The organism is Alcaligenes sp. AB3 (assembly GCF_031844565.1).
GTDB lineage: Bacteria > Pseudomonadota > Gammaproteobacteria > Burkholderiales > Burkholderiaceae_B > Alcaligenes > Alcaligenes faecalis.
The window spans coordinates 18,755-45,673 of record NZ_JAUZVM010000002.1 but is presented as its reverse complement, the minus strand read 5'-3'; the positions used below and the strand labels follow the sequence as shown (position 1 = coordinate 45,673).

Below are 26,919 nucleotides of genomic sequence, written 5' to 3'. Positions count from 1 at the left end.
ATCGGTATATATTCCCCGATCTATTGGCAAACCTCTGTGAATTTTTACAGATCACCGTTTGCCCAACAGGCAAGGCTGTGATGTAATCGCACGTTGTTTTCGTGCGGAGCAGATGGGTGCAGGAAGCCGCGGTTGGTGCCGTGCCTTGTACCTTTCGCCCGCCACTGCGAGGCATGTTTATGAACGCGGCATCAGATCTGAACAACATGGTTCCAGTCACTGTTCTGACTGGTTTTTTGGGCGCTGGCAAAACCACGCTGCTCAAGCGCATCCTGAGCGAATATCACGGTCGACGTATTGCCGTCATCGAAAACGAGTTCGGGCCTGAAGGCATCGACAACGAATTGTTGGTGCAAGACTCCGAAGAAGAAATCGTCGAGCTGAGCAACGGTTGCGTGTGCTGCACCGTGCGCGGTGACCTGATGCGCACCCTGAACGATTTGCGCGTTCGCCGCCAAGCGGGCGAACTGAAGTTCGAGCGCGTCATCATCGAGACCACCGGCATGGCTAACCCCGGCCCGGTCTGCCAGACCTTCTTCATGGACGATGATATTGCCGACTACTATCGGCTGGACGCGGTCATCACGGTAGTGGATGCCAAACACGGCATGGCCACGCTGGACCAGCAAGAAGAAGCCCAGAAACAGGTTGGTTTTGCGGACCGCTTGCTGATCTCCAAAAAAGATCTGGTCAATGATGTGGATTACGAGGCCCTGCGCGCCCGTCTGATCCGCATCAACCCGCGAGCCACGATTACGCCGGTTCACTTCGGTGAAACCGACATCAAGGATTTGCTGGAAGTCAGCGGTTTCAACCTGAATTCCATTTTGGACATTGATCCGCAATTCCTGGCAGAGCAACACCCCGATGCAGCGGACGAGCATGATCACCACCACGATCATGCCCACGGTGATGAAGGCGATTGCGGTCCTGGCTGCGGGCACGACCACCACCATCATCACCACGAGCACGCCGCTCACAATGACGAGATCGGGGCTTTCGTGTTCCGTTCGGACCGACCTTTCGACCCCGAGCGACTGGAAGACTTCCTGTCGGGCATTGTTCAAGTATTTGGACCAGATCTGATGCGCTACAAGGGCATTTTGTATCTGAAGGGCATCAATCGCCGTATGCTGTTCCAAGGCGTACACATGATGATGAGCGCCGAGCCCGGCAATGCCTGGCTGGCCAAAGATAAAAAAGGCACCAAGCTGGTCTTTATTGGCCGCAAGCTGCCCCAAGACATATTCACCCAGGGCCTGGAGAATTGCCTGGTTTGAATTAATAATTATTCAGTAAATGCGGAGCGATTGCGCGTGACGACAGTTACAGGCTCCCAGACGTCAACAAGAGGTAAGCATCATGGCAACTAAGTCACATGACAGTACTACAACCCTGCTGACCGAGCAGGAGCTTTTGGCGATGCCTGAGTCAGACTACATGAACGCCGCCCAGCTGGAGTTTTTCAAGCATCGTTTGCGCCAGCTTGAGCAGGAAATTCTGGCCAACGCCGGTGCCACGACGGAAAACCTGCGTGAAACCCAGTTCGTTCCTGACCCGGCTGACCGTGCCACGATCGAAGAAGAACACGCTCTGGAGCTGCGCACCCGCGATCGCGAACGCAAGCTGCTCAAGAAAGTGCAACAGTCCATCGCCCTGATCGATTCGGGCGAATACGGCTGGTGTGAGGAAACCGGCGAGCCCATCGGCCTGCCCCGTTTGCTGGCACGTCCCACGGCCAACCTGTCTCTGGAAGCCCAGGAACGTCGCGAGAAGCGTCAAAAGATGTTTGGGGATTGATGCAACGCCTATCGCCCTGATAAAAAGCCCGCCCGATCATTCTGGCGGGCTTTTTTTTGCCATTTAGCCCAACCACACCAGCCCCCATCAACGCAGCACATCGTGCACTCCTTCGCCCCCGTTCAGCGCAGCAACCTAGCGCCCGGTAAAAACTTCCTGCTGTCATGCGCTTGAAATTTCCGGCCCGGCCCCCAGATGGGAACCTTAAAGGAAGGAAATCATGGAACAATTTCACGCCACTACTATTGTCTGTGTACGCCGCGGAGATCAGGTCGCCATTGGCGGCGATGGTCAGGTCACCCTGGGCAATATTGTCATCAAGGGCACGGCCCGCAAGATTCGCCGTTTGTACAACGACAGCATCCTGGCCGGCTTTGCCGGTGCGACGGCCGACGCCTTCACCTTGCAAGAACGCTTTGAAGCGAAGCTGGAAAAGCACCAGGGCAACCTGCTGCGCGCCGCCGTCGAACTGACGCGCGACTGGCGCACCGACCGCGTTCTGCGCCGTCTGGAAGCCATGCTGCTGGTGGCGGACAAGGAACACACGTTGGTGCTGACTGGCAATGGCGACGTGCTCGAACCCGAGCATGGCCTGGCTGCCATCGGTTCGGGCGGCTCCTATGCCCAGTCAGCCGCCATGGCCTTGCTGCAAAACACCGATATGGCTCCTGCCGACATCGTTAAAAAGTCTCTGGAGATCGCAGGTGACCTGTGCATCTACACCAACCAGAACCATATCGTCGAAACACTCTGACAGCCGGATACCCCACCATGTCTACACCTAATATGACTCCCGGAGAGATCGTCTCCGAACTGGACAAGCATATCGTTGGCCAGGGCAAGGCCAAGCGCTCCGTGGCCGTGGCCCTGCGCAATCGCTGGCGCCGCCAGCAGGTTGCCGAGCCCCTGCGCAGCGAGATCGTGCCCAAGAACATTCTGATGATCGGACCCACCGGCGTGGGTAAAACCGAAATCGCCCGTCGTCTGGCCAAGCTGGCCAATGCGCCTTTTATCAAAGTTGAAGCCACCAAGTTCACGGAAGTGGGCTATGTGGGCCGCGACGTTGAAACCATCATCCGCGACCTGGTGGATATTTCGGTCAAGCAAACTCGCGAAGTCGAAATGCGCCGTGTGCGCACCCAGGCCGAGGAAGCCGCTGAAGACCGCATTCTGGACGTACTGGTGCCGCCCTCGCGCGATGCCCACGGTCAGCCCCAGCGTGAGGACAACTCGGCACGCCAGGTGTTCCGCAAGCGTCTGCGTGAAGGCAAGCTGGACGATACCGAGATTGAAATCGAGATGGCTCAGGCCATGCCTCGCATGGAAATCATGGCCCCTCCCGGCATGGAAGAGATGACCGAGCAATTGCGCGGCATGTTCTCCGGTCTGGGCCAGGAAAAAACCAAGGCTCGCAAGCTGACGGTCAAGGAAGCCTTCAAGCAACTGACCGAGGAAGAAGCGGCCCGTCGCGTCAATGAAGACGACTTGCGTACCGCTGCAGTGGCCAACGCCGAGCAGAACGGTATCGTGTTCCTGGACGAGATCGACAAGATCACTGCGCGTGGCGAAAGCCAGGGCAGCGGCGGCGATGTGTCCCGCCAAGGTGTGCAGCGTGACCTGCTGCCACTGGTAGAAGGCACCACCGTCACGACCAAATACGGTGTGGTGCGTACCGACCACATCCTGTTTATTGCCTCGGGCGCGTTCCATCTGTCCCGCCCCTCGGATCTGATCCCTGAACTGCAAGGCCGCTTCCCTATCCGTGTGGAACTGGAATCGCTGAGCGCCCAGGATTTCGTACAGATCCTGTCGACCACGGACGCTTCCCTGACCAAGCAATACGCCGCTTTGCTGGGCACCGAAGACGTGCAACTAGACTTCCGTCCCGACGGTATCCAGCGTCTGGCCGAGCTGGCCTTCGATGTCAACGAGCGTACCGAAAACATTGGTGCCCGTCGCCTGTACACCGTCATGGAAAAACTGCTGGAAGAGCTGTCCTACAGCGCCGGCAGCCACGGTGAGCAAAATGTGGTCATTGACGCTGACTACGTGAACAAGCAGCTGCAGGAAACCGCAGCCAGCCAGGATCTAGCACGCTACGTGCTGTAAGACATCCGCTTGTCGCTGTAATAGAAAAGGGGCAGATTCTTCTGCCCCTTTTTCTTACTGCAACCCTGCGCCCGCAGAGCGCTGCGCCTATTTGCTGATCTTAGTGACCACGTAATCACCGCCATCACGTTTGGCGGTGAACTTTACCTTGTCACCCGGCTTGATATTGGCCAGCAAGGCGGGATCAATTTTGTACACCAATGTCATGGCGGGCAGCTCCAGGTCGCTGATCTCACCATGCTTGATGGTAATTTTGCCGGCCTCGGCGTCCAGACGGCGTACTTCACCCGAGGCACTGGCTTCCTGAGCCTGGGCAACCACGACATACGCCGAGCCCGCTACCACACCCAATGTTCCCAGTGCCAAGGCTGCGCCTCGTTTCGTCCACGTCATTTTTACCTCCTGCAAATTGGGCAGAGCCAGACAATTAGCTCATAATGCCTACTTTCGGACGCCTGATGCGTCTGCTTCCGATCAAGCATAACGCTAAACCTTTGCAAAAGCATGAGCGAATTTATTAAAGGGTATGTGCTGCGTCCAGCCACCCCCGCAGACATTCCGGCCGTTCTGGGCCTGATGCGCGATATGGCCGCCTTTGAAAAACTGGAGCATATTTTCAAGGCTAGCGCCGAGTCGCTGCGCAACAGCTTCTTCTCCGATGAGCCCAGCGCCTACTGCCTGGTGATCACGCCAGAAGACCAGCCCGACGCACCAATTTCTTACATTATGTGGTTTTACAACTACTCCAGCTTTCTGGATCGCCGCGGCATCTATCTGGAGGATTTGTATATAGACCCGGCCCATCGCAAGCACGGTCTGGGCGCTGCTGTCTTGCGCCATCTGGCCCAGATGGCTGTCACCCAAGGCTGTGGTCGCCTGGAGTGGGTAGTACTGGACTGGAACCAGAACGCCATCGACTTTTACAAGCACCAAGGCGCTCAAGTGCTGGAAGACTGGCGTGTGGTGCGTGTTACTGGCGATGCCCTGGTGAATCTGGCCCAAGGCACCCCTAGCCCTGCCGAAATTTAAGGCCCCCTCATGTCCACACGACTTTCCATTATCAGCACCCGCACCGGCGACGATGGGACAACAGGTTTGGGCGACGGCAGCCGCCTGCCCAAAACCGCTCCCCTGATCCACGCCCTGGGCGACGTGGATGAGCTGAACAGCCATATTGGTGTCTTGCGCAGCATGGCGCTGCCAGAAGATGTCGATAGCCTGCTGTCCGATATCCAGCACGACTTGTTCGATATGGGAGCTGAACTGTGCATTCCTGGCCATCAGGTCATAGGTAGTGCCCATGTAGAGCGTCTGGATCAGGCGATTCGCCACTACAACGAGCCTTTGGGCATACTCAAAGAGTTCATTTTGCCGGGCGGCAGCCCGGCAGCCGCACAAGCCCATGTGCTGCGCTGTGTGGCACGTCGTGCGGAGCGCAGTGTTGTTGCTGTGCCCTCTGAGGCATTGCCACAGGACGGTCCGCGCTTGTACCTGAACCGCCTGTCGGATTTATTGTTTGTGTTGGCGCGTACCTTGAACCGCCATGCTGGCCGCTCTGACGTACTGTGGGAGCCCAAACGCAACGAGACTGACAAGGACTGATCGCCCCGTCGCGACTGCGACTGCGACTGCGACTGCGACTATAAGAATAGGGCCCTGCATTAGCAGGGCCCTATTCCTTTTCAGGTTAGATCAATGCGAGTGGTATCCGCAAATTTCAGCACAGGCTCGTCCGTGGGGTCTTCGTAGACCTGCCACTTTAAGGACTGGCTGCCCACCTGAATATCCACAGTTGCCAGGGTGTTTTCCGCGTCGCTGTCCTTAGGGTCACAGCGCCAGATCGGAAATTCCGCATGGTGCTGATCCGCCAGGACCGTCAAAGGATCAAGTGCAGCACCTGCTTGTGCCAGCAACTGATCCCCACGCTCCTGCCGCAGCTCGGAAGACCGGGTAATACGCTGTTCAAAGCCTTGCATGGACGGATGTACCGCATGATTGGCGTGCAGATGGTTCTGCTCAATGGTCTGCACAGAAACGGCCTCGGCACTAAATTCCACACTCAGCAAGCGCGGATCGCCACGCTGCGCCAGACTCAAATGGAAAGCGCCGGAACGGGGATGATCCTGCAGGATACCCACCGCCTGATCCAGATCGGGCTGATCCAGCATGGCACGGGTCAGAACCATGCGCGGCACCCCTGCGGTCACATGACGGGCGCGCACATTATTGACGGTCATGGCCAAGCCTGCCTGTGTCACCGCAAAGCTGTGACCTGGCAAGGAGGCGGGGTACAGGAAGGAGACAAAGGACATGCCACTGTCGGGGATGAATTTGGCCACCCCGCAGTAACCGGCAAACCCTGGATCACCATCTTCGTTATGCACCAGGCGAGGTTCGCCCTGGGCCGGCATTTGTACGGTGGTGCAACCATCGGGAGCCATGGCCCACAGGTCGCCACGGCAATTCCACAAAAACACTTCTTCGAATGGGAGCTCCAGACCTAATGCCAGGCCCTGGAGCTCGGTCCATATTCGGGGGAAATAGCGCTCGGTGTACTGGGCCAGCTGACTGGCTACAGCCGTCCCTTTTGATTGCATGATGCCTTGCCATGCTGCTGAACTCAGCAAGTAGGCATGCACTGCGGGGGCTCCGAAACGTCCCAAAGAATGGCCAATTTCTTTGGGACCACCACTTAACTCCAGATAGGACAACTTAGCCATTGCGTCTATTTCCAGTAGGCACCGGACTGGTGCAATTGATTTTCAAGCAACTCGATACCGCTTACCGCACGACTGCCCGCCTTGGCCAGAACCTGCTCCAGCAAAACCTCCACCAGCGCCTGTGCAGCAACCAGAGAAGGAAAGAAAGACGGACTGTCGGTTCCAAACAATAATGTGGCATCAGCCTGCTGCGCAATAGGGGCAAGCAAGCTGTCGCAAATAGCCAGAATTTGTGCATCTGCCTGCCGGGCCGCCTGATGCGCCAGCACGGCTTCCTGCGAATAGGGAGCAAAACCAAACAAGACCAGCACATCGCCCTTTTGCAAGGCCCGCAAATCCATATCCAGAGTCCCCGACTCCCCACGCAGCAAGGCAATGGAAGGCCGGAACAAACGGTACTGGTAATGAAAGGAAAAAGCAGGCGCAAAAGAGGCTCGGAATCCGGCAACAAAAACCCGTTTCGCCTTGGCAAGCAAGCTGACAGCCTGGGGCAGCCGCGCTTCGTTCACCTCGCGCAACAGCGCCAGATTATCCATTTGCGCGGTCAAGGCCTGCGCCAGCCGATCTTCCTTGTTCCGATTACGAACCACCGCCCGCGCCTGATCGGCATAGCGGCGGGCCCCCTGGCCATGCAGAGCCTGGGTGAACACGGCCTTGAATTCTGCCCAACCGCCAAAGCCCAAAGACTGTGCAAAACGCAGCAAGGTTGCAGGCTGTACCTGTGCCTGGGCTGCCAACTGACGCATGGACAGCAAGGGCACCTGATCGGCATGATCAAGCACATAGCGTGCGCTTTGCTGGAACTGGGGCGACATGGCGGCAAACGCCGCTTGAATGCGCTCAGTCAAGGTGCTCAGGGAGTTCATGGCCAATACGCTCAAAAAGGGGACACCAAGTATATATCGGTCGCAAATGCTGCCAAGGCGCAACAGTGCAGCCTTTATCCACCCATACCGATCATTCAATGATGATTTATTTGTTGAAAGTATTATTATACATTCAACATACGTTGAAAATTCATTGGGACTACTTTCTGGATCTGCGCCATGACACATGTTTTTCATCGCAACCCCAAGCAAACGCTGCCCTATGCCGTCAAAGGCGATGGCATCCGCATCGTGGACAAGGAAGGCAAATCGTATATAGACGCCAGTGGGGGTGCGGCCGTGTCCTGCCTGGGCCATAGCCACCCAGCCGTCATCACGGCCATCAAGCAGCAGCTGGACCAGATTGCCTACGCCCACACCTCTTTCTTCAGCAGCCAGGCTGCCGAAGATCTGGCGGATTTTCTCAGCAGCCGATCCCCCGGGGATCTGAATCACGTCTACTTTTTATCCGGCGGTTCTGAAGCTGTGGAAGCCAGTCTGAAACTGGCTCGGCAATACTTTGTGGAAATTGGCCAGCCCGAGCGCCATATTTTCATCGCCCGCCGCCAGAGCTATCACGGCAATACACTGGGCGCTTTGGCCATTGGGGGGAATGAATGGCGTCGCAAGCCCTTCCTGCCCCTACTGGCTCCAACCCAGCACGTTTCCCCCTGCTATCCCTACCGCGACCAGCGCAGCGATGAAAGCGCCGAGCAATATGCGGACCGTCTGGCCCAGGAGCTGGACGACATGATTCAAAGTCTGGGCTCCCAGAATGTCGCCGCTTTTGTTGGCGAGACCGTGGTGGGCGCCACCGCCGGCGCCTTGGCCCCGGTAGGCGACTACTGGAAGAAAATCCGCCAGGTCTGCGACAAGCATGGCGTGCTGCTGATTCTGGACGAGGTCATGTCCGGCATGGGGCGCACCGGCTATCTGTTCGCCTGCGAAGAGGACGGCGTAGTGCCGGACATCATGGCCATAGCCAAAGGTCTGGGCGCAGGCTATCAACCTATCGGCGCGATGCTGGCCAGTGACCGGATTTATCAGGCCATACTGAATGGCTCGGGCTTCTTCCAGCACGGGCATACCTATATGGGGCATGCCACGGCCTGCGCCGGTGCTCTGGCCGTACAACAAGTGATTGAGCAAGACCAGCTGCTGAAAAACGTTCGTCAGCGCGGCGAACAACTGCGGCGGGAACTGCATCAGGCCTTGGACAGCCACCCCAACGTGGGCGACATACGCGGTCGCGGTCTGTTTGTCGGGATCGAGCTGGTGCAAGACAGGGCCAGCAAGCAAGCGCTGGACCCTGGCCTGAAAACTCATGCCAAGATCAAGCAATATGCGTTTTCCCAGGGCCTGATGCTCTACCCTATGGGTGGCACGATAGATGGGGTGCATGGCGATCATATTTTGCTGGCGCCACCTTTTATCTGCACCGAGTCCGACATTCAGGAAATCGTGAAACGTCTGACGCAGACCATAGAGCACATCTTGCCTCGTTAAATCCCATGTTGCAGAGCGTTGAGCAGGCAGCCCGCCCGGGTCTTGGCCACTGCAGAACGCTCTGCCGACCGCCCTGCGGCAAGCCCGCCGCAAGAAGCACCGCCAGCTTTACCTAAAGGAGAACCATGGCCCGCCTACCTTATGCTGACTTGAACGCCCCCGAGGCTGCCCCGTTGGTAGAACAGATCATTGCAGAGCGTGGCAGCGTATTGCACCTGTACCAGATGCTGCTGCACAGCCCACCCATTGCGAAAGGTTGGCTAAATCACCTGACCGGCATACGCCACAACAGCAGCCTGGCGGGTGATCTGCGTGAGCTGGTCATCATGCGTGTTGCCTTGCTGAACCGCGCCCCATACGAGGCCGACCAACATGCCCCTATCGCGCTGGCAGAGGGCCTGAGTCAGGCCCAACTGGATGCCCTGCCTGACTGGCAGGACTCGGAGACATTCACGCCCATCCAGCGGGCTGTACTGGCTTACACAGATGCCATGACCCTGAATGTGCAAGTGGAACCCGCTGTTTTTCAGGACGTACGCCAGTATTTCGATGAGCGACTGACGGTGGAGCTAACTGCCACTATCGCTACCTACAATATGGTGTCGCGTTTTCTGGAAGCCTTGCACATCCATTCCGACGACTCGCGCTAAAACGGTACCCTGAGTACATCCGTCCTGCTACCTCCCAAGCGCCCCGCCAGAAACTCCACAAACAAGCGCAGCTTGGGGGGCAGATGGCGGGTAGGCGGATACAAGGCCCACAAGGCACCGCAATATTGAGTGCGGAACTCCCAATCGGTCAGCACGCGCACAATACGCCCTTCCTGCTCAGGCTCCTTGGCCACAAAGCAAGGCAGGCTGCCGATCCCCAAGCCCCGCTCCACCGCATCCAGACGCACGCCCGTATGGTTGGCCGCGTAGCGTCCGCTAACCGACACATTCAACACCCGCCCGCCTTTATTGAACCGCCAGCGTGAATCGCTGGGTGCCTCGCCCAGATAGATGCAGCTGTGTTCGCGCAACTGCTGGGGATGCACGGGCAAACTGTGCTCGGCCAGATAGTCCGGACTGGCGTACAGACCATGTCGAATATCGGTCAGATGACGCCCCATCAAACCGGGCGGCGGCTGATCGGTAATCCGTATCGCCAGATCCAGCTGATCGTCGATCAGGTCTGCATAGCGATCATCCAGATTCATCAGCACATTCACCTTGGGGTGCGCCGCCAGGAAATCCGGCATGTGCGGATGAATCAGGAAATGCCCGACTGCTTTGGGGACACTCAAACGAATCTGCCCCTCTGGCTCGGTCTGGAACTGCCCCGAAATCTCCATCGCCGCCTGGGCACAAGACAGCATGTCACGGGCATGCTCATAAATCGCCTGACCACTATCACTTAAGCGCAGTTTGCGTGTCGTGCGCTGCAGGACGCGCGTTCCCAGACCTTTCTCCAGACGCGCAATGGAACGGCTGACCGCCGACGGGGTATAGCCAAGCTGGCGAGAGGCTTCAGAAAAGCTGCCTGTCTCCACCACTTTGACAAAAACCACCATATCGCTCATCAGGGAAGTGAGATTACTTGTGCTCATAGGGAATAAATTATTTCAATGAATTGCAATTATCAGGACTGCTCACAATGCCTACAATGCCTTAAAACCAACCTACAGGTAATAAAATGCAAGATAAATTATATTTGACTAGCAATAGCCTTACCTGCATAGCGGAAATCCTGGAGTGTTATCACTCTGAAAATGAACGCTATGCTGTCAGGCTGGATAAAACCTTATTTCACCCTCAAGGCGGTGGCCAACCTTGTGACAAAGGCACGATAAATGGGCACGAGGTTCTGCATGTGGCGCAAAACCGCGACGGCCATGTACTGCATTACCTGCACGTACGCCTGCCTCTGGGCCCCGTAGAACTGCATATCGACCGCGACCATAGACTGGAACATGCCCGGCTGCACACCGCTGTGCCATATGATCGGCCATCTGGTTGAGCGCATTGGTTGGCAGGCCGTAAAGGCACATCATTGGCGTGGCGAGTCGCGTGTCGTCTTTCGTAACCCCAAAAACGCCCTCCCACCCTTCCTGGATGATTTGTCGAACCGCTGTGCCGAACAGATCCAGCTGGCCCAGCCTATTTCCATCAGTTTTCAGGAAGGCCGACGTCAGGTTGCCATTGGCGGCCTGGGGCAATATGCATGTGGCGGCACCCATGTTGAAAACACATCTGAATTAAATGGATTGAAAATAGTCCGCATCAAAAACAAAAAAGATGAATTGAGCGTTCATTATGAAATGATGGATTAATAAATAATAAAAATTAAGGCTGTTTATTAGTTATGGCTATTATCGGAAAAGAAAAACAATTCTTCTAAAACCCCAAGGGAAGTGAGATATGTATTTAGAGACCGAACGATTGCGGACTGAGCATATGCAGTCCCTGCTAAATGGCGAACTCCTGGCCATTCGCCTGTCCCAGTTCATTGATGCGCCCACTTCACAAAAGCTGGGCAAGCAGATCATTGATAAAGGCTTTGATCGCTATGTGAATGCCCCCAGCATCGGCCGTATAGGCATGGCTTTTTACGAAGCCGAAAACCAGCCCGAACGCATGGCCTCTTACTTCGAGGGGGTTTTTGACAATATCGACGAGCTGCGTCGCCGCTGCGCGCCCTACCTGTCCCCCATTGATGTGCTGCGCTGCACGCTGGACGAAGTCTGGCCCGCCGGAGCCACGCTGGAGACGCTGTATGGCAAAAGAATGTATGTGGGTTTGTCGCGTGTGGTGCAGCCCGATGTCCACTTTCTGGCGCATCACGACATTTTGGCCAAAGACGCCCCCGGTAATTATCAGGCCATCAGTCTGCAAGGACAGCTGGCCGCCAATGTTTATTTAAAAATGCCTGAGCAAGGAGGTGAACTGCAGATCTGGCAAACCGAACTGAGTCCTGAGGAGTTTGATCAGATGCGGGGCGACAGCTACGGCATTCAACCTGACTTGCTGGGCGCCCCCGAAGTACAGATACGTCCCGGTCCGGGCGATCTGATTATTTTCAATTCTCGCAAAATGCATGCCGTCACCCCCGGCAAGGGCGATTTGCGCTTGAGCCTGTCTTGCTTTGTGGGATATCGCGGCCCGGCCATGCCGCTGACCTTTTGGAGTTAATGTGTTGCAAACCTATTGGCCAGAGTTCGCTACTCTGGCTTTGATTCATTTTTTGGCCGTTATTGCCCCTGGGCCTGACTTTGCTGTCACCATCCGCCAAAGTGTGCGGCTGGGCCGCCAGGCCGGGATTGCCACTGCCATTGGCATTGGCGCAGGAATCTCCGTTCATGTGATCTACACCTTGATGGGCGTGGGCGCCTTGCTGCACTCCACCCCCTGGCTGATGAGCGTGGCCGAAGTCCTGGGTGGCGCTTACCTGCTGTATATAGGCTGGGGATTTTTACGGCAGGCCCATACCCCCATGGAAGTCAGTCTGGCCGAGTCCGGCAATGGCAAGTCTGCCGCTGTCAGTGTGCGTCAGTCCCTGACGCTGGGCTTCATGACCAACGCCACCAATCCTAAAGCCACGCTGTTCTTTCTGGCGGTGTTTACCACCGTGGTCAGCGCCAGCACGCCCTTGACGACCCAGATGCTCTACGGCGTCTGGATGTGTCTGGTCAACGCGGGCTGGTTTGTAATTGTCAGCCTGATCTTTACCAATCCCGGCGTACGCCAACGATTCTTGCGTATGGGAACCTGGTTTGAACGGATCACAGGCATCTTGCTGCTGGGCTTTTCAGTGCGTCTGCTCGTGCATGCAGGACAGCGCATCCTGCTCTAGGTCTGCTCCTGAGCCCCGCCAAGGTCTCAGTACTCTAACGCCTTGGTGAGGCTCATCTACATCACAAAAAAATCCCGCCCTTCAGAAAAGGGCGGGATTTTTTGCACTTAGACCATGGACTCACCCGTCTTGCGGGCTCTACGCCAATCGCGGATCAGGTTTCCAACCAGCAAGGCCAGGATAATGGCCGACATGACAGGCCAAACCATAAAGTAAATCGTCATAAGCATAAGATTCTCCTTTGGGTTTTTCTATCGTGAACTCAAGCGCGGGCCGACGCTGGCTCGCCTTTCACTTCACGCTGTTTCTTGCTCGGTACCGGGGTTTCGTCGTAGTGGAAAGACTGCACGCGCTCGGCCAGTACGGAAAAATCAAAACGTTCCTGACTACGCAAACTGATGGCTACACAAACCACAGCGCTAACGCCATAAGCCGTCAAGGATCCCAGCAAGACAATGTATTCACGCAGGAAACCAATGAAGTTGGGTAGCAAGATAGCCGTGGCGATCACACCGATCGCAATCGCAATACGGCTGCGGAAAAATGCGAATGCCATCAAACCGGCAACCACGCCACCACCAATCGATGCGGTCACTTCATAGAAGACCGCCACCACACCTTCGATAGGAATCAACTCGAAGCGCACGATCGTAAACAGCACAACGGCACACAGCACCGACCAGCTAAAGGCCTTGTTGGTGACACGGTCCCAGTAAAAACTGACGATGACCGGGAACACAATCGCACCCCACAAGGCACCTACAAACACCAGCATCACCAGAATATCCAGGCGCAGGCTAGCGAAGATCACACCCACCATCGTGGCAACCACCATGGTGATACGGCCCCACCACAACATGCGAGCTGGTTTTGGACGACCACGGGCAATGTTCTTGGCATAGATGTCAGTCATCATGATGGCCGACAGTGCAGCCAGGTCCGAGTCCGCCGTGGAGGACAGGGAGCCCACCACCAGGACGAAGAACAAGGCGATGCCAAATGGCGGCAAGTAAGTGGACGCCATCTGCGGGATGATGTTGTTCATGTTCCCGTCTACTGGCTGCAGGCCGGTGAACAGCGCCAGCAGACCCAGCATGCCCAGACCAATCACCACGGCGCCATAGCCAATGGTGGCGGTCAGGAACGTGGGTTTGATCAAATCTTCACGCACGGCAAACAGGCGCTGCGCAATGGTCTGGTTACCAATCGCGTAAGCCAGCACGGCCACAAAATACGGCGCACCTTGCTCCAGAATGGCCTTGGTCGAATAAAAGTTGGCTTGTTCGGAATCCAGACGCCACCAGTTGGCCTGAATCATCTCTGTGCCACCGGCGTTAAAGAAGATCAGCGGAATAATGACCACGGCCGACAAGATCATGGCGACCAGCTGGGCAAAGTCCGTCATCACCGACGCACGGAAGCCCGACCACAGGGTATAAGACAGCACACCCAGACCGGCAATCAACACACCTTGAATAAATGTCAGAGGGCTAAGGATCGAGACCAACGCACCCGCGGCGGTGAAGTTCACCATCAGGCTGATACCACTGCCCACCACGTTGGAAATCGCCATAATCATCTGGCTGGAGGAGCCGTGCCGTGCATGCAGCACCTCGGCCAATGTGTGTGCCTGCGGGGCAAGCTGGCGAAAACGCCTGCCAAAGGGGTAGATGAACAGAATCATCAAGGCACCCCATAGCCCGTAATGCAAAGGGCCCGATAGCCCGTATTTAAAACCTGAGGTTGCGCTGGCATAAAACGACGCCGCCCATACCCAGGTGGCGATCATGCTGGCTGCTGACAAGCCAAACCCCACCGCACTGTTGGATACCATGTATCCATCCACGTTTTCTTTCTTTTGACCGATCATGAGCGACATCAGGAATGTCGCGCCATAAAAGCCGACCAGCAACAATATGGCCGTTGTAGTTGAAAGCGTAAAAAACTCCGCCTCTTGCATGTCTTTCCCTTTCTCTTCTGCGCGATGGTTGCTTGCAAAACAACCCTCACTCGCATGCGTGCCGATTCCGCAGTAACGCGCTGGGCGGCACCGGTCCCAGGACCAGAACCGAAACACCTGAACCGAACGCGCGCACGAGCGCCTTCGCCCTTGGCGAGAGCCAAAGCGAAAAAAAAGCAAGACACAGCGCAAAGTGCCTCACATTACGGCGAGTCTACGGGCCTTACAGCAAATAAACATGGCCAGAGACAAACCGCTCTGTTGCAGGCCGATGTCATGTGAGACAGTCGGCTGGTTGTTCCGCGACCCAAGGGTCGGGCAAGGTGTTTCGGGCTAAAGCCGGGTTGTTGTGCAACAACCTGTTGAAGAACGGACCGCCATTTTTTTATGCAATTTTGTCGCACCTGAACGGCCTGTTCGAGAAGCTGATTCAATGAACCAGAGCGATCAATTATACATATTTAAAATTTTAGGGTCTATATCATGCTGTTTCAGCATCGAGAAAGGGCTTTCAAGCCTTTTCCGAATCATTCATAGACCTCGTCCATGCTAAGGCTGACACGCGCCAGTTCCTGGCAGGCAACGGACACTTTGCCTACAAAAGCGTAGCCTTCCCCCCGCACCGCGCGTATGGGCAACTCCTCTCCCATCGCGGTTATTTTACGTTTCAAGCGACTGATCAAAACGTCCACAGAACGGGCAGTTGCCTCCCGTCCCTCCTCCAGTGGAAACAGACGGTCGCGCTCCACAGTTTGGGGACTGACGGCAAAGAGAACCTGCACAATACGCCGCTCGCCACGGGTCAGCATGACCGAGTGGCCTCTGGGGGTAAGCATGGTCCAACCGTTCTCCATCAAGTCCCATAATTGCAGCTCCGGCTCCAGCTCTTTTTTTTGAGACACAGGCCCGGCTTTGGCAGGTTCCGCAAGAACGGTTTGCAAACTTCGCTGCAAGGCATAACCGCGACGTCGCAGCGCCTGCACGCAGGCCACCACTTCCACCGGCAAGGCGTCCTGATCAAAGCAGGCATCAGCCCCGGCAAGCAGCAAATGCCCTCGCTCCAGGCCGGCCATTTTGTCGCGTCGCACAACCAGGACGCCCGCAGCCGGAAAATCCATGCGTAAACGATTGATATGCAAAAAAACGTTGTCTGCCTGACACATCAAGGCAAACACCCTCTCGGCACTGGTCGAATGCGCCAGGGACAAGCACTGCTCCATCGTCTCTACCGTCTGAACCTTCACCCCCCACTGTTCCGACTCCAAAGCGATCTGCTGCAAACTAGCCTTATCGTCATACAACAGAAAAATCTGTTCTACCGTCATAGTTCTCACCCTTGCTGGCCCCATTAGGCACTTTGTGTTTTTTTACCCTTGGACCTGCCGTAACAAACGCTGTGCCGCTGCGTCGTCAGGCATGGAGAGGTAAATCATCCCCTGCTTCAAGGGTTCGCCAATTCGGGCGACCTGTGCCACCTGATCTTCCATGACCAAAACCAGCAAGGGTCCCACATTACCAGAGCTGACCTCAGCCAACTTGCGCGCCCCTAAAGAATTCAACTGAAATCGAACCAGATGCTGCCCTTGCTCGGTACGCAAGGAGGCCACGCGCGTCAAATCGCTGCCCTTGCTGGTGGTCCCTGCATCACTGCCAATCGCAATACCGTTTTCCACGGTGTTGCCCGTGCCCGAGCGTGCACCCAGAGCAATTGCTTCCTTGCCTGTGACTTCCGACTCCAGTCCCGCTGCCAACGCTGCCTCGCCGCTGGAGGTCGCTTGCGGCCCTATGGCGGTGGAGTCTGTCCCGCTGACCACCGAATCTGCCTTGGTGGAGCTGCCGTGGAAATACTTGATGCCATCGCCTGAATTCAAGACTCCATACAAGACTTTGCCCGAGATAGCCTTGGTACTGGAGGCGCTCACGGCGGCATCGGCCAGACCCGAAATCTTGTTGTTATTCACATTCACGGCACGCAGGCTGCTATTGCCGGTCGCCGTCAGGCTGACGGTAATGACGCCACCCGAGTTGACGGAGCCCACCGCCGAGGCCGATTTTGCCGCGATGTTTCCATCAATAATGGCACTGGGTGCCGTCAAACCTCCCGTAAACGGACCTGCCCCGGCGGACACACTTCCTGCCGTCAATTGGTTGGTAATCGTGGCGGTATTCGCCTGCAAATTACCTTGCACCGTGGCCACTTTGACCAGGCCCGAAGCCGTCACGGAGTCCACGTTGAGATCAGGATTCAGGGCAACGGCAACAGTCCCGCCCGTCTGGGTCAGAGCGATGTTGTTTCCCAAAGTCAGGGAGAAAGCCCCGCCAGGAATCACGTGAAAAGGAGCGGCTCCATCTACAGCCAATTCCCAGCCATCAGTAATCTGTGCCATGGCAGGTTGCGTCACGACACCCGCACTCAGCAAGGCCAGCGCCACCGTCCGCAAACGCAATCCCTGCAACCATTCCAGCACCGTCTGGCTGGCGCAAGCGCCCCCTGAACTGCGTTTGCCGCGTGCCTTGGTGTTTTCCGCCACTGCCACAAATGTTGCAGTTTGCTCGTTCCAAACCGACTTGTAGATTCTGTTCATGGTCTCTTCGCTTACAAAAAAAATTAGCCATTAGCCTTTCCGGATCACCCTTCTCCCGCGCTGACGTAACAGAGTTTTCAGGCGCAACAAATCCCCTCACCACGTCACGGTGATAATTTGAATTTGTTGTTCAGGAAAGCCTTACCGAACCCTCATTCCTATTCGGATCGTTTTATTTTCTTACCGTTTTTTAATAATTACTTTTGAATTTCTACAGAAGCCATTTGAATCACTGCAAAACAACATTTTATTAAATTACTTATTTCATTTTCGTTTTAAATATTAGTACCGTTGCGCTGTCTGTAAACCGACGGAGACAGGCCGCTGTACTGACGAAAGGCGGTGGCAAAGTTGGCCGGATTCACCTACCCGGACTCCACCGCCACATTGGTTACAGCCATATCCGTTTGTCTGAGCAGGTGCATGGCATAGCGCATTCGACTGGAGCGCACAAAGTCATGCACTGTCAAGCCGCAACCGCCCTTGAAGAGCTCATTAAGACGGCGTCCTGCGGTCCCGAACATCTCCGCCAGGCTTTCGGCCGTCAAGCAATCCGACAGGTTGTCCCGCACATATTGCTGGACCGCATCCACCAGGAGATGCTGCAAAGATGGCCTGGTAAATCGGCCCCACTCCCTAGCCTGGCTGACATCCTCTCTATCTGACTCCACTTCTTTCAATCCCAGATGCAAACGAATTCGCTCCACCACTAATTGCATATTTGTTTGGTAGGCAATGAAATCGCGAGCTCCGCTACGCAGGGCCATAAGCTGACTATCCGCACAGGGCACCGTTGACATGAACACCACCGGGATAGAGGCTGTTTGGGGATTGGAACGCAACATTCGCATAAACGTATCACCCCGCAATCGGGGCAAGTGGTACTCACTCAACACACAATCGGGTAGCAAGGACTGGCAGCGCGCCAGCCCCTGCTGGGCATCCAGCGCAAAGCTGATACGGGCGAAACTGGTGCGTAACAAAACTAATAAATCCGCTACCCCTGCAGGTTCTGGAGCAATAAACAAAATATGTGCTTCAGACGAGACACACATAAGCGATCCACCTATGAAGACAGACAAATTTTTGCAGTTTCAAGCTGACGGTAATTCTAATAATTAATTTCGCTTATACATTAACGCTCCAATTTTCCCACACTCCATATTTCTATTTATTTCTATAACAAAAGTTACATTATTTCAGAACATTTCCTTTTAAACCCATTAAACGTCGCCCCAAACCGCAACAAATCGAAAATTGGGCTTTATTACATTCAAATATTTGTCTTTTGTTTCAATTTGGTAAATGAAGCTTCCAAACAATACGCAAATACACAAATAAAAACCCCGCCGCAGCGGGGTTCATCATGTAAAGCAGGGTAAAACCCAAGGATCATGCGTTTCTGGCATAGCCCGCTCGAGCCAGAACGCCCAATGGGCCGATCTGGCGTACCAGGTCGATTTGCTCGGGAGTGCGCACATAAATGCAGCCAGCATACGACAGTGCATTGACTGAAATCCCATCGACCAACTCCACACTGCGTGGCACCAGCAACAACCAACCCTGGCCGGCCAACATATTATGGGCTGGCAACAGGCCATCCTCTCCAGGGGCCAGTCGCAATTCATTGCAGGCCCGGCGGTAAGAACTTAAAAGACTGTCACTCAAGGCCACAGGGTCGGACGTATCCACCAAACGAACAAAGCAATGCTCGAAGGCCAGCGCGGGATGGTGATGCACACCGCCCGCCGCTGCCTGCGCAGGCAGCTTGTCCAGATAAAGGGCCAGCGAACCATTGCGGTCTGCTTGCGGAATCCACTGCGTATGTTTGTGGCGCTGGCTGGCCCCTGCCGGGCCTCCCCCGTTATAAAAGCCCAGGCCGCCTTGCAGTGTCAGAAAGTCGGCCAGAATCCGGAAATCAATATCGCGTAGCGGGCTGAGCTGTTCGGAGAACACCTTGTCAGCCAAAACCAGATGCAGATCACAGACAGCAAACTTGTTCAGCACAATATTGTGCGTGCTGCTGGCATCAGCCACCGTCAAGGCAGGGGCCGGCGGCAAGAAAGGATTGAAGTTGGGGTCGCGCGGTCCACCTGGAATCGAGACGCTGGCGGCATCCTTGGCCGCCAGAGTGGATACCCAACGCACAAAAAATGTCAGCCCTTGATCCTGCATCAGCTCTTCCTGAGCTTGCACGGGCAACAAGTCACCGCTGGCCAGCGCGGCCTGGCTCAGTTGGTCCAGGCGTTGCAAAATTTCCTTGCTCACGTCGTCTCGCTCCTCATTTGAAGTTGTATAGTGACGCCTTATTGTAGGCAAGAGACGCGAATAAACGCGCATTGCTGCCTAGTCCGAATTTTCCACCATCCCTATCAGGAGTACTCCATGTCCGGTATCCGCCGTATTGCCAGCCCACTGCCACTGCCCTTCTCGCGTGCCACCATGGCTGGCGGCTTTCTGTTCTTGTCCGGCCAGATTCCTTACGACGCCCAAGGTGAAGTGGTGCGCGGTTCCATCCAGGACCAGACCCACGCCGTGTTTGATCGCCTGATCGAAGGCCTGGCTCTGGCTGACGCCACCCTGGCTGATGTCGTCAAAGCCACGGTCTGGCTGTCCGATATGGCCTTGTTTGCCGACTTCAACAAAGTCTATGCCGAGCGCTTTGGTGACACCCTGCCTACCCGCTCGCTGGTTGAAGCCAAGCTGGCCAAGAACGTGGACGTAGAAATCGAAGTGCAGGCCTGGCTGGGCGATCGCGCCTAAGCCGCCTTGAGGCCGACGGGCCGTCACACAAATTAACGCTGCCCAGCCCCGGCTATGGCACACTGAATTTCCCTAGTCCAAGGAGAATTCTGATGCGTTTTTTTTCTTCGGCCCGTCACACTTTGCTGGCTTGTTCTATCTTAGGCCTGGGCATCAGCAGCACCGCCTACGCAGCCAATACTGAAAAAACCGCAGAGCCGACTGCGATCAAACGCTTTCTGGGCAACTCGGACATGCCATTCTCCCGCGCCGTACAGGCCGGGGATTTTTTGTTCCTGTCCGGACAGATTCCATTGAACGAGAAAGGCGAGATCGTACGCAGCAGCATTGAAGATCAGACCAATGCCGCACTGGACCGGATTGAAGAGACTCTGAAACTGGCAGGCGCAGACTTCAGCCATATCGTCAAAGCCACGGTCTACCTGTCTGATATTGCCTTGTACGACCAGTTCAACAAAACCTATAAAGAACGGCTGGGCAGCAACTTCCCGGCGCGCTCTCTGGTACAAGCCAAACTGGTAGATGGTGTGGACGTGGAAATCGACGTTCAAGCCTGGACAGGCGCTAAAACCAGCCCCGCCAAGCATTGATGCAGGCCACTTACTATAGGCAATTCGATATAAGCAGCACGCTTACAGCCTGGCTGCCTTGTATGGCACACTAGCACCCTTAGCCCGATTTTCACCCGCGCCAGGCCCGCCGCCTGGCGTTTTCGTGCCTTTACGGAAACTCTCATGATCTACGCGATTACTGCCCTTTTCGCCTTTCAGTTACTAGGCGAAATTCTGGTGCAGACTCTGTCCTTGCCACTGCCAGGCCCTTTGGCAGGCATGCTGCTTCTGACTGCTGCCTTGCTGATTCGCGGCGGCGTGCCCAGCTCTTTGGAGAGCACGGCCAGTGTCATGCTGCAAAACCTGATGCTGCTGTTCATCCCCGCTGTCACCGGCGTGATGTTGTATTTTGATCGGGTGGCCGATGAATGGCAGCCCTTTCTGATTGCCACCTTGGGCGGCACCGTCATTACCATGGTGGTTACCGCCCTGGTGCTCAATCGTCTGCTTAAAAACCGCCAGGAAGAAGAATAATGACGGACGGACTTTTTCAAATCTGGGTCTTTCTGGCCAGCTCACCCCTGCTGTGGCTGACCCTGACCTGCTCGGTCTACGCAGGCTCGGTCTGGATGTATCGCAAGTCGGGCAGCAGCCCCTTTTTGTTGCCGATTCTGGTCTCAGTCATTGTGATTGTGTCCCTGCTCTTGCTGACCCGCACACCGTACCCCGTCTATTTTGAAGGGGCCAAGTTCATTCACTTTCTGATTGGACCGGCCACGGTTGCCCTGGCGGTACCGCTCTATAGCCAGCTGCGTCAGTTGCGCAAGATCTGGAAGCCGCTGACCATTGCCCTGCTGATTGGCTCGGTTACCGCTATTTTCAGTACGGTGCTGATTGCCTGGGCCTTGGGTGGCTCGGCTGAAACCATCATGTCGGTCGCGCCACGCTCGGCTACCATGCCGATTGCCATGGCTTTGGCAGAGCAATTTAACGGGCAGCCTTCCCTGGCCGCGGTGGCGGTTGCCATTACCGGGATTGCGGGCACCATCATGGCGCGCCCTCTGCTGAACTTGCTGCGTATTGATCGCCCCGAAGCGCGGGGCTTTGCGGTGGGAGTAACGGCGCACGCCATTGGCACCGCCCGTGCCTTGCAGGTTCATGAAACAATTGGAGCCTTCTCCGCCATAGGCCTGAGCCTGAACGGGATCATGACCGCAGTGCTGGTGCCCTTTGTTCCAATTGTGCTGCGCTGGTTAGGCGTGGCCTGACAAGGCAGGACAGGCTGGCTCTAGCGCCATTCGTCGCGATAGACGAAGCGGGGCATCTGCCAATTGCGGTGCAGAGCCAGCATACGGAAGCTCAAGCCAATAATCATGGGGCCCAGCAGGGTCACATACGGGTGCCAATCCAGGTGCTGGGCACCCAGATACAAAGCGCCGGTCAGCATGGAAACGCTGGCATACATCTCCTTGCGCAGCAGCAAGGGGATGTCATTACACAAGATGTCGCGCAAGACGCCACCGGCACAGCCGGTAATCATGCCGCTGAGCAGCACCACCGTAATGGGCAGCTTCATCTCCAGCGCAATCTGACAGCCAATCACGGTAAAGACCACCAGCCCCATGGCATCGAGCAGCAGGAACAGACTGTGCAAGCGCCGCATGATAGGGGCGATCAAAGCCGTAAGAATGGCCGCACCCGCCGTGATCCACAGGTATTCAGGATGCTGCACCCAGGTCAGCGGGTAATGCCCCAGGAGCACGTCCCGCACCGAGCCGCCGCCCAGAGCAGTGACGCAGGCGATGGTACAGACGCCCACCCAGTCCATATCGCGACGGCCAGCGGCCAGCGCCGCGGTCATGGCTTCTGCGGTGATGGCAATAATATAGAGAACAAGTAAGAGCATGATATTTTTCAAGCATCAAGCTGTTGAATAAGGCCCCGATAACAACGCAGCATCAGCAAGCCAGGCACAGCAATAAAGACGGTACAAATAAAAAAGCCCGGCCAGCCCAGGGATTCGACCAGCACAGGCGTCAAGGGCCCGGCCAGATAGGTGCGTCCCACTGCCGACAAGGCCGACAGCAACGCAAATTGAGTGGCGGAATAAGTTCGATTGCACAAGGCCATCAACAAAGCGACAAAAGCCGCTGTACCCAAGCCACCACACAGGTTTTCCAGACCGACCACACTGCCCATCAGCCACATGGATGGCGAAGTTTCAATCGCAATCAGCCAGTAACCCAGGTTGGAGACGGCCTGCAAAACACCAAAAATCATCAAGGCACGATACAAGCCCAGACGCGCCATGATCGCCCCGCCCATCAAGGCTCCAACTACGGTGGCGGCCAGGCCGAACACCTTGTTGATCGTGCCGACCTCGGACAAGGTAAAACCGGCAGCCCGAATCAGAAAGGTGGTGGACAAGGCTCCCGCAAAGGCATCGCCCAGCTTGTAGAGCACGATCAGCGCCAGAACACTCCAGGCTCCGGGGCGCGAGAAAAAATCTGCCAACGGCGCTACCACCGCCTCAGACAAGCTGCGCGGTGGGCGGCTTTGCTCCTGTGGGTCCGGTGAAATCAAGGTCACCAGTGCGCACAGCGCCATGAAGCCACCCATCAGGAAATAGGTGTTGGACCAGCCCAGCCAGCGGTCGGCCAGAATCAGGGCCAAACCACCAGACACAATCATGGCAATGCGATAACCCATGACCTTGACCGCCGCCCCTGCCGCCCGTTCCTGCGCTTGCAGCACATCCGTGCAATACGCATCAAAGGCAATGTCCTGCGTGGCCGACAAAAAGGCTACCCACACGGCCAGCAAGGCCAGCGCAGTCAAATTCACGGAAGGAGAAAACAGACCCATGGCCGCAATCGAGGCGGCCAGCAGCAATTGGGTGACCAGTATCCAGCCGCGTCTACGCCCCATAAAAGGCGGCGCATAGCGATCAATCAGGGGGGCCCACAGAAATTTCAGCGTATAAGCCGAGCCAACCAGGGTCAGGAAACCGATCTCGGTCAGCGAAACATTTTCAACGGTTGCCCAGGCCTGCAAAGTGCCTGAAACCAGGGCCAGAGGCAGGCCGCTGGCGAACCCCAGAATCAGCAAAGGCAAGACTCGGGGACTGGTATAGACACGTGACACGTCAGGCCTTATTAGCGCTAAGCAGCAAGAAAATGGGGAGACTCGAAACGATACATGGCCAAGGTACTGCGCCAGCCCGGCAAAAAGCGCACCGTGTCGCGACCATTGAATGCCGCACGATCAAGAATACGTACGCCCACCGCCTGGGCCAGATCCTGAAAGTCTTTCATGGTGCACAAATGGATGTTGGGCGTGTTGTACCACTGATAAGGCATTTCGCCCGTGACCGGCATGCGTCCGCGCAAGATGCTCCAGCCATGTGGCCAATAACCGAAGTTAGGAAACGAGACGATACCATACCGCGCCACTCGCGCCATCTCGCGCAGGATGTGCTCGGTATGGTGCATGGACTGCAGGGTTTTGGACAGGACGACGGTATCAAATTGCTGGTCGCTGAAAAGCGCCAGGCCTTTTTCCAAGTCCTGTTGAATGACATTGACGCCACGGCGCACCGAAGCGATCACGAACTGATCATTCAGCTCCACACCCGTGCCGACAACCCGGCGTGTATCACGCAGGTGCGCCAGCAAGGTGCCATCGTTACAGCCCAGATCCAGCACACGCGAACCTGGCTCAATCCACTGCGCAATGCGCAGCAAATCCGGTCTTAACATGGCGTCATCCACCTGTGTTTGCAGCTTAGTCATTCTGCCAGCACCCCTGTAGTACGCGTGCGCGCAGGCAAGCCCAAATTAGTGGCGATCTGGTCATAGTATCCCTGCACAACGGCATGGTAACGAGGGTCTTCCAGCAAGAAAGCGTCGTGCCCGTGCGGCGCATCGATTTCGGCATAGGTTACCTGGCGCTGGTTGCGCAGCAAGGCCTGCACGATTTCGCGCGAACGCTCGGGCGAGAAACGCCAGTCTGTCGTGAAGGACACCAACAGGAATTTGGCCTGCACCTTTTCCAGCGCCTTGACCAGATCCCCCTGGTACTGACGCGAAGGATCAAAGTAATCCAGCGCACGGGTGATGATCAGGTAGGTATTGGCGTCAAAATAACGCGAGAACTTCTCGCCTTGATAACGCAAATAGGATTCGACCTCGAATTCCACCCCGTAGTTGTAGTGGTACTCACCGCCTTGGGCTGGGGCGCGCTGATTGCGGCCAAACTTTTCCGCCATGACAGTATCGGACAGGTAGGTGATATGGCCCACCATGCGAGCCACGCCCAGGCCAGCCTTGGGCACCACGCCGTGCTCGTAATAATTACCACCGTGAAACTGCGGGTCGGACAAAATGGCGCTGCGGGCCACTTCGTTGAAAGCAATGTTCTGGGCCGACAGACGCGGGGTACTGGCAATGACCACGCAGTTTTCCACGCGCTCCGGGCAGCTGATGGCCCAGCTCAGGGCCTGCATGCCCCCCAAGGAACCGCCCATGACGGCCGCAAACTTGCGGATACCAAAGTAATCAGCCAGACGGGCCTGGGCACGCACCCAGTCTTCTACCGTCAGAACGGGAAACTCGGAACCCCAGGGTTTGCCAGTGGCGGGATTGATGCTGGACGGGCCGGTAGAGCCAAAGCAGGAGCCGATATTGTTGACGCCAATAACAAAGAAGCGATCGGTATCCACCGCTTTGCCGGGGCCGACCATATTGTCCCACCAGCCAGTGCTTTTGGGATCGTCGTCGTAATAACCGGCAACGTGGTGCGAGGCATTGAGCGCATGGCACACCAATACCGCATTGCTGCGTTCTTCGTTAAGGGTGCCGTAGGTTTCGACTGCCAGCTCGTAGCTGGGCAGCACTTGCCCGCTGCGCAGATGCAGGGGTTCGTCAAAGGCGATGAGTTCGGCTTGTACAGGGCCCACGGAACCTTCGGGGATCAAACCGCAGGATGGGCTAAGGGCGCCAGCGTCGGCGCTAGGGACGGAATCAGTGGCCATCAGGACCTCTTTAGCTGGATTTATGGAGCGCCCGCAAGCGGATCAGGCAAATCGGCGCAAAACGTATAAGACAAAATTCTAGCATCGCTGCGGCGCGGCGTCCAAATCGACCAGCCGGGATCGATTCAGAACTCTGGGCAAAGGTAACGTCAGAAAAAATACAATGCTTTGATTTACATCATTATTTTCGTGCACATCTGTCTGCCAGCTAAGCTAAATTTGAGTACATTGGCCCGACGTCTACCACGAATGCATGAGGAATGGCTTTACCGTGACGCATCTAACTTCACGCGAGCAGTCCTGCCTGAACTGGGCTGCCCATGGCAAGACCAGCTGGGAAATCAGCATCATCCTGGGCATTACTGAACGCACGATCAACTTTCACTTCCAGAACGCCTACGCCAAGCTTGGAGTTTATAGCCGTCAAGCTGCCATTACCCTGGCCCTGCAACAGCACCTGATCAGTGGCGATCCGGCTAGCGAGCTAAGCCGTCAAAGAAAACCTTTGCCTGAGCCGCGTCCGGGGCCTTCCCGGAATCCGTCATAACAAAGCCCTGCACCAGCCAGCCCGGCTCCATGCGTATCATGGCCTCCAGGCGCAAGGCCACGCCGCCCACATCACGCGTCATGAAAAAGACCTGGCCTGGTGGAGGAAGTTGTATCTGGCTTTGCTCGCTGACCTGTCCATCCGGTATGAATTTCCCGCGCAGGGACTCATGCAGCGCTTCATACAGCCGTTGGCGGGCAGCCTCGTCCTGTTGCAGTTCCGTGGGCAAAATCACGTGGCCCACGGTATAGCTTTGCCCGCCGGCCGTGGCAGTAGTCAGGTAAAAATCCAGTTGATGCTGCTCGAAATCCAACATTCGGTGGCTGGTGGTGGGCTTGCCAGGCAACATGGCCGACAAGCCGGTTTGCTCAAGCTGGACCTTGCGCCAGTTAAACTCCGGACTGCAGGCAGCCAAGGTCAAGAAGGCCACCAGTATCGCGATAATGCGCCTGATCATCATGGTGCTAATCCCATATCCCGTTTCATGCTTTTCATCGGCTGGCTGAACAGCCGCCTTATACTCGCCCTGCCCGATACGCCTTTTGGCGCAACTTAACAAAGCAAGTGTGGTCGGACTACTATTTATAGACGGGGCCAGGCCCCTTTGAACAGTCCCGTATCTTGCACCCGATTTCGAAAGTGGGAAACA

32 protein-coding genes and 1 riboswitch are annotated in these 26,919 nt (G+C 56.1%); of the genes, 17 read left to right on the top strand and 15 right to left on the bottom strand.

Translation table 11 applies throughout. The features are described 5' to 3' along the window. Nucleotides 1-179 precede the first annotated feature (179 nt). The 4 genes from Q9R35_RS05265 (at nucleotide 180) to hslU (ending at nucleotide 3,909) form a co-directional block, all read left to right on the top strand. Nucleotides 180-1,280 (top strand): GTP-binding protein, encoded by a 1,101-nt coding sequence (locus Q9R35_RS05265; RefSeq protein WP_045931151.1) that lies wholly within the window; start codon nucleotides 180-182, stop codon nucleotides 1,278-1,280. Between the two features lie 82 nt (nucleotides 1,281-1,362). Continuing rightward, a complete protein-coding gene (dksA, locus tag Q9R35_RS05260) occupies nucleotides 1,363-1,800 on the top strand; it encodes an RNA polymerase-binding protein DksA (RefSeq protein WP_042488105.1) in 438 nt (145 codons plus the stop codon). Nucleotides 1,801-2,020: 220 nt separating this feature from the next. Beyond that, nucleotides 2,021-2,554, top strand: coding sequence for an ATP-dependent protease subunit HslV (gene hslV, locus Q9R35_RS05255; RefSeq protein WP_009462614.1), 534 nt, complete (start codon nucleotides 2,021-2,023; stop codon nucleotides 2,552-2,554). A 17-nt stretch (nucleotides 2,555-2,571) separates the two neighbouring features. Beyond that, nucleotides 2,572-3,909 carry an ATP-dependent protease ATPase subunit HslU gene (hslU, locus tag Q9R35_RS05250; protein WP_042488109.1) on the top strand — a complete coding sequence of 446 codons (1,338 nt, stop codon included), beginning with the start codon at nucleotides 2,572-2,574 and terminating at the stop codon, nucleotides 3,907-3,909. Between the two features lie 87 nt (nucleotides 3,910-3,996). On the opposite strand, the gene Q9R35_RS05245 is transcribed toward hslU, so the two are convergent. Beyond that, the gene (locus Q9R35_RS05245; protein WP_042488111.1) at nucleotides 3,997-4,302 is read right to left on the bottom strand and encodes a copper-binding protein; all 306 of its coding nucleotides are present in this window, start codon (nucleotides 4,300-4,302) and stop codon (nucleotides 3,997-3,999) included. A gap of 111 nt (nucleotides 4,303-4,413) precedes the next feature. Here Q9R35_RS05245 and Q9R35_RS05240 point away from each other — a divergent pair, with 111 nt between their 5' ends. Beyond that, on the top strand, nucleotides 4,414-4,938 hold the full coding sequence (locus Q9R35_RS05240) for a GNAT family N-acetyltransferase (protein ID WP_081251399.1): 525 nt from the start codon (nucleotides 4,414-4,416) through the stop codon (nucleotides 4,936-4,938). Between the two features lie 9 nt (nucleotides 4,939-4,947). Then, a complete protein-coding gene (locus Q9R35_RS05235; protein WP_063689277.1) occupies nucleotides 4,948-5,511 on the top strand; it encodes a cob(I)yrinic acid a,c-diamide adenosyltransferase in 564 nt (187 codons plus the stop codon). Nucleotides 5,512-5,591: 80 nt separating this feature from the next. Here Q9R35_RS05235 and Q9R35_RS05230 read toward each other — a convergent pair whose 3' ends face one another. Both Q9R35_RS05230 and Q9R35_RS05225 read right to left on the bottom strand, forming a co-directional pair. Then, entirely contained in the window at nucleotides 5,592-6,629 is a 1,038-nt protein-coding gene (locus Q9R35_RS05230; protein WP_197313721.1) for a C45 family peptidase, read from the bottom strand. Nucleotides 6,630-6,634: 5 nt separating this feature from the next. After that, entirely contained in the window at nucleotides 6,635-7,510 is an 876-nt protein-coding gene (locus Q9R35_RS05225; RefSeq protein ID WP_236779997.1) for a MurR/RpiR family transcriptional regulator, read from the bottom strand. A gap of 165 nt (nucleotides 7,511-7,675) precedes the next feature. Here Q9R35_RS05225 and Q9R35_RS05220 point away from each other — a divergent pair, with 165 nt between their 5' ends. Further along, nucleotides 7,676-9,001 (top strand): aspartate aminotransferase family protein, encoded by a 1,326-nt coding sequence (locus tag Q9R35_RS05220; protein ID WP_252605910.1) that lies wholly within the window; start codon nucleotides 7,676-7,678, stop codon nucleotides 8,999-9,001. Between the two features lie 125 nt (nucleotides 9,002-9,126). Beyond that, nucleotides 9,127-9,651: a carboxymuconolactone decarboxylase family protein gene (locus Q9R35_RS05215; RefSeq protein WP_311219466.1), complete on the top strand. Its 525-nt coding sequence runs from the start codon at nucleotides 9,127-9,129 to the stop codon at nucleotides 9,649-9,651. Here Q9R35_RS05215 and Q9R35_RS05210 read toward each other — a convergent pair. Continuing rightward, nucleotides 9,648-10,589 (bottom strand): LysR family transcriptional regulator, encoded by a 942-nt coding sequence (locus tag Q9R35_RS05210; protein ID WP_063689292.1) that lies wholly within the window; start codon nucleotides 10,587-10,589, stop codon nucleotides 9,648-9,650. The two genes, Q9R35_RS05215 and Q9R35_RS05210, sit on opposite strands and share 4 nt — an antisense overlap. 86 nt (nucleotides 10,590-10,675) lie before the next feature. Between Q9R35_RS05210 and Q9R35_RS05205 the strand changes: the two genes are divergently transcribed. The 4 genes from Q9R35_RS05205 to Q9R35_RS05190 all read left to right on the top strand — a co-directional run bounded on the left by Q9R35_RS05205 (nucleotide 10,676) and on the right by Q9R35_RS05190 (nucleotide 12,832). Next, entirely contained in the window at nucleotides 10,676-10,999 is a 324-nt protein-coding gene (locus Q9R35_RS05205) for a hypothetical protein (protein ID WP_231691435.1), read from the top strand. Further along, nucleotides 10,980-11,312 carry an alanine-tRNA synthetase second additional domain-containing protein gene (locus Q9R35_RS05200; RefSeq protein WP_231691436.1) on the top strand — a complete coding sequence of 111 codons (333 nt, stop codon included), beginning with the start codon at nucleotides 10,980-10,982 and terminating at the stop codon, nucleotides 11,310-11,312. Before Q9R35_RS05205 ends, Q9R35_RS05200 begins: the two co-directional genes overlap by 20 nt. A 124-nt stretch (nucleotides 11,313-11,436) precedes the next feature. Then, on the top strand, nucleotides 11,437-12,171 hold the full coding sequence (locus tag Q9R35_RS05195) for a 2OG-Fe(II) oxygenase (protein WP_197313723.1): 735 nt from the start codon (nucleotides 11,437-11,439) through the stop codon (nucleotides 12,169-12,171). Nucleotides 12,172-12,175: 4 nt separating this feature from the next. Next, complete coding sequence (locus Q9R35_RS05190; protein WP_404977940.1) at nucleotides 12,176-12,832, top strand: LysE family translocator; 657 nt, start codon at nucleotides 12,176-12,178, stop codon at nucleotides 12,830-12,832. A gap of 107 nt (nucleotides 12,833-12,939) precedes the next feature. Here the strand turns inward: Q9R35_RS05190 and Q9R35_RS05185 are convergent, their stop codons facing one another. The 6 genes from Q9R35_RS05185 to Q9R35_RS05160 all read right to left on the bottom strand — a co-directional run bounded on the left by Q9R35_RS05185 (nucleotide 12,940) and on the right by Q9R35_RS05160 (nucleotide 19,645). Next, nucleotides 12,940-13,062, bottom strand: a complete 123-nt coding sequence (locus Q9R35_RS05185; RefSeq protein ID WP_086046060.1) for a putative transporter small subunit — start codon at nucleotides 13,060-13,062, stop codon at nucleotides 12,940-12,942. A 32-nt stretch (nucleotides 13,063-13,094) separates the two neighbouring features. Continuing rightward, a complete protein-coding gene (locus Q9R35_RS05180; protein ID WP_063689304.1) occupies nucleotides 13,095-14,792 on the bottom strand; it encodes a sodium:solute symporter family protein in 1,698 nt (565 codons plus the stop codon). A gap of 527 nt (nucleotides 14,793-15,319) precedes the next feature. Then, nucleotides 15,320-16,117, bottom strand: a complete 798-nt coding sequence (locus Q9R35_RS05175; RefSeq protein WP_042488142.1) for a winged helix-turn-helix domain-containing protein — start codon at nucleotides 16,115-16,117, stop codon at nucleotides 15,320-15,322. A 42-nt stretch (nucleotides 16,118-16,159) separates the two neighbouring features. After that, the gene (locus Q9R35_RS05170; protein WP_311219464.1) at nucleotides 16,160-17,377 is read right to left on the bottom strand and encodes an ESPR-type extended signal peptide-containing protein; all 1,218 of its coding nucleotides are present in this window, start codon (nucleotides 17,375-17,377) and stop codon (nucleotides 16,160-16,162) included. Between the two features lie 365 nt (nucleotides 17,378-17,742). Next, on the bottom strand, nucleotides 17,743-18,432 hold the full coding sequence (locus tag Q9R35_RS05165) for a DNA-binding response regulator (RefSeq protein ID WP_311219463.1): 690 nt from the start codon (nucleotides 18,430-18,432) through the stop codon (nucleotides 17,743-17,745). A gap of 337 nt (nucleotides 18,433-18,769) precedes the next feature. Then, a complete protein-coding gene (locus Q9R35_RS05160) occupies nucleotides 18,770-19,645 on the bottom strand; it encodes a phosphorylase (protein WP_063689311.1) in 876 nt (291 codons plus the stop codon). Nucleotides 19,646-19,762: 117 nt separating this feature from the next. Between Q9R35_RS05160 and Q9R35_RS05155 the strand changes: the two genes are divergently transcribed. From Q9R35_RS05155 to Q9R35_RS05140, 4 genes are all read left to right on the top strand, one after another. Beyond that, nucleotides 19,763-20,140, top strand: coding sequence for a RidA family protein (locus Q9R35_RS05155; protein WP_009462650.1), 378 nt, complete (start codon nucleotides 19,763-19,765; stop codon nucleotides 20,138-20,140). Between the two features lie 92 nt (nucleotides 20,141-20,232). Then, nucleotides 20,233-20,730 carry a RidA family protein gene (locus Q9R35_RS05150; RefSeq protein WP_086069651.1) on the top strand — a complete coding sequence of 166 codons (498 nt, stop codon included), beginning with the start codon at nucleotides 20,233-20,235 and terminating at the stop codon, nucleotides 20,728-20,730. A gap of 144 nt (nucleotides 20,731-20,874) precedes the next feature. Next, nucleotides 20,875-21,225 carry a CidA/LrgA family protein gene (locus Q9R35_RS05145; RefSeq protein ID WP_042488153.1) on the top strand — a complete coding sequence of 117 codons (351 nt, stop codon included), beginning with the start codon at nucleotides 20,875-20,877 and terminating at the stop codon, nucleotides 21,223-21,225. After that, nucleotides 21,225-21,959 (top strand): LrgB family protein, encoded by a 735-nt coding sequence (locus Q9R35_RS05140; protein ID WP_042488155.1) that lies wholly within the window; start codon nucleotides 21,225-21,227, stop codon nucleotides 21,957-21,959. Before Q9R35_RS05145 ends, Q9R35_RS05140 begins: the two co-directional genes overlap by 1 nt. A gap of 20 nt (nucleotides 21,960-21,979) precedes the next feature. Here the strand turns inward: Q9R35_RS05140 and Q9R35_RS05135 are convergent, their stop codons facing one another. The 4 genes from Q9R35_RS05135 to Q9R35_RS05120 form a co-directional block, all read right to left on the bottom strand. After that, nucleotides 21,980-22,597: a trimeric intracellular cation channel family protein gene (locus Q9R35_RS05135; RefSeq protein ID WP_009462658.1), complete on the bottom strand. Its 618-nt coding sequence runs from the start codon at nucleotides 22,595-22,597 to the stop codon at nucleotides 21,980-21,982. 8 nt (nucleotides 22,598-22,605) lie between these two features. After that, nucleotides 22,606-23,835 (bottom strand): muropeptide transporter, encoded by a 1,230-nt coding sequence (locus Q9R35_RS05130; RefSeq protein WP_086069652.1) that lies wholly within the window; start codon nucleotides 23,833-23,835, stop codon nucleotides 22,606-22,608. Between the two features lie 17 nt (nucleotides 23,836-23,852). Further along, nucleotides 23,853-24,482, bottom strand: coding sequence for a methionine biosynthesis protein MetW (gene metW, locus Q9R35_RS05125; protein WP_042488161.1), 630 nt, complete (start codon nucleotides 24,480-24,482; stop codon nucleotides 23,853-23,855). Next, nucleotides 24,479-25,723 (bottom strand): homoserine O-acetyltransferase, encoded by a 1,245-nt coding sequence (locus Q9R35_RS05120; RefSeq protein WP_042488164.1) that lies wholly within the window; start codon nucleotides 25,721-25,723, stop codon nucleotides 24,479-24,481. Before Q9R35_RS05120 ends, metW begins: the two co-directional genes overlap by 4 nt. Beyond that, nucleotides 25,713-25,791, bottom strand: a riboswitch (SAM riboswitch). Its footprint overlaps the gene before it by 11 nt. A 203-nt stretch (nucleotides 25,792-25,994) precedes the next feature. On the opposite strand from Q9R35_RS05120, the gene Q9R35_RS05115 reads away from it, so the two are divergent. Continuing rightward, nucleotides 25,995-26,270, top strand: a complete 276-nt coding sequence (locus Q9R35_RS05115; RefSeq protein ID WP_009462666.1) for a response regulator transcription factor — start codon at nucleotides 25,995-25,997, stop codon at nucleotides 26,268-26,270. Here the strand turns inward: Q9R35_RS05115 and Q9R35_RS05110 are convergent. Continuing rightward, the gene (locus tag Q9R35_RS05110; RefSeq protein WP_042488168.1) at nucleotides 26,200-26,730 is read right to left on the bottom strand and encodes a hypothetical protein; all 531 of its coding nucleotides are present in this window, start codon (nucleotides 26,728-26,730) and stop codon (nucleotides 26,200-26,202) included. The genes Q9R35_RS05115 and Q9R35_RS05110 overlap by 71 nt on opposite strands. Nucleotides 26,731-26,919: the final 189 nt, after the last annotated feature.

Bases quoted from the DNA above. Each gene is read 5' to 3' on its own strand.
- Q9R35_RS05145 (WP_042488153.1), top strand. From the start codon at position 20,875: ATGATCTACGCGATTACTGCCCTTTTCGCCTTTCAGTTACTAGGCGAA.
- Q9R35_RS05185 (WP_086046060.1), bottom strand. From the start codon at position 13,062: ATGCTTATGACGATTTACTTTATGGTTTGGCCTGTCATGTCGGCCATT.
- metW (WP_042488161.1), bottom strand. From the start codon at position 24,482: ATGACTAAGCTGCAAACACAGGTGGATGACGCCATGTTAAGACCGGAT.
- Q9R35_RS05240 (WP_081251399.1), top strand. From the start codon at position 4,414: ATGAGCGAATTTATTAAAGGGTATGTGCTGCGTCCAGCCACCCCCGCA.
- dksA (WP_042488105.1), top strand. From the start codon at position 1,363: ATGGCAACTAAGTCACATGACAGTACTACAACCCTGCTGACCGAGCAG.
- Q9R35_RS05215 (WP_311219466.1), top strand. From the start codon at position 9,127: ATGGCCCGCCTACCTTATGCTGACTTGAACGCCCCCGAGGCTGCCCCG.
- Q9R35_RS05175 (WP_042488142.1), bottom strand. From the start codon at position 16,117: ATGACGGTAGAACAGATTTTTCTGTTGTATGACGATAAGGCTAGTTTG.
- Q9R35_RS05180 (WP_063689304.1), bottom strand. From the start codon at position 14,792: ATGCAAGAGGCGGAGTTTTTTACGCTTTCAACTACAACGGCCATATTG.
- Q9R35_RS05170 (WP_311219464.1), bottom strand. From the start codon at position 17,377: ATGAACAGAATCTACAAGTCGGTTTGGAACGAGCAAACTGCAACATTT.
- Q9R35_RS05230 (WP_197313721.1), bottom strand. From the start codon at position 6,629: ATGGCTAAGTTGTCCTATCTGGAGTTAAGTGGTGGTCCCAAAGAAATT.
- Q9R35_RS05165 (WP_311219463.1), bottom strand. From the start codon at position 18,432: ATGTGTGTCTCGTCTGAAGCACATATTTTGTTTATTGCTCCAGAACCT.
- Q9R35_RS05135 (WP_009462658.1), bottom strand. From the start codon at position 22,597: ATGCTCTTACTTGTTCTCTATATTATTGCCATCACCGCAGAAGCCATG.
- hslU (WP_042488109.1), top strand. From the start codon at position 2,572: ATGTCTACACCTAATATGACTCCCGGAGAGATCGTCTCCGAACTGGAC.
- hslV (WP_009462614.1), top strand. From the start codon at position 2,021: ATGGAACAATTTCACGCCACTACTATTGTCTGTGTACGCCGCGGAGAT.
- Q9R35_RS05200 (WP_231691436.1), top strand. From the start codon at position 10,980: ATGATCGGCCATCTGGTTGAGCGCATTGGTTGGCAGGCCGTAAAGGCA.
- Q9R35_RS05235 (WP_063689277.1), top strand. From the start codon at position 4,948: ATGTCCACACGACTTTCCATTATCAGCACCCGCACCGGCGACGATGGG.
- Q9R35_RS05195 (WP_197313723.1), top strand. From the start codon at position 11,437: ATGCAGTCCCTGCTAAATGGCGAACTCCTGGCCATTCGCCTGTCCCAG.
- Q9R35_RS05210 (WP_063689292.1), bottom strand. From the start codon at position 10,589: ATGAGCACAAGTAATCTCACTTCCCTGATGAGCGATATGGTGGTTTTT.
- Q9R35_RS05265 (WP_045931151.1), top strand. From the start codon at position 180: ATGAACGCGGCATCAGATCTGAACAACATGGTTCCAGTCACTGTTCTG.
- Q9R35_RS05205 (WP_231691435.1), top strand. From the start codon at position 10,676: ATGCAAGATAAATTATATTTGACTAGCAATAGCCTTACCTGCATAGCG.
- Q9R35_RS05245 (WP_042488111.1), bottom strand. From the start codon at position 4,302: ATGACGTGGACGAAACGAGGCGCAGCCTTGGCACTGGGAACATTGGGT.
- Q9R35_RS05110 (WP_042488168.1), bottom strand. From the start codon at position 26,730: ATGATGATCAGGCGCATTATCGCGATACTGGTGGCCTTCTTGACCTTG.
- Q9R35_RS05155 (WP_009462650.1), top strand. From the start codon at position 19,763: ATGTCCGGTATCCGCCGTATTGCCAGCCCACTGCCACTGCCCTTCTCG.
- Q9R35_RS05150 (WP_086069651.1), top strand. From the start codon at position 20,233: ATGCGTTTTTTTTCTTCGGCCCGTCACACTTTGCTGGCTTGTTCTATC.
- Q9R35_RS05220 (WP_252605910.1), top strand. From the start codon at position 7,676: ATGACACATGTTTTTCATCGCAACCCCAAGCAAACGCTGCCCTATGCC.
- Q9R35_RS05120 (WP_042488164.1), bottom strand. From the start codon at position 25,723: ATGGCCACTGATTCCGTCCCTAGCGCCGACGCTGGCGCCCTTAGCCCA.
- Q9R35_RS05140 (WP_042488155.1), top strand. From the start codon at position 21,225: ATGACGGACGGACTTTTTCAAATCTGGGTCTTTCTGGCCAGCTCACCC.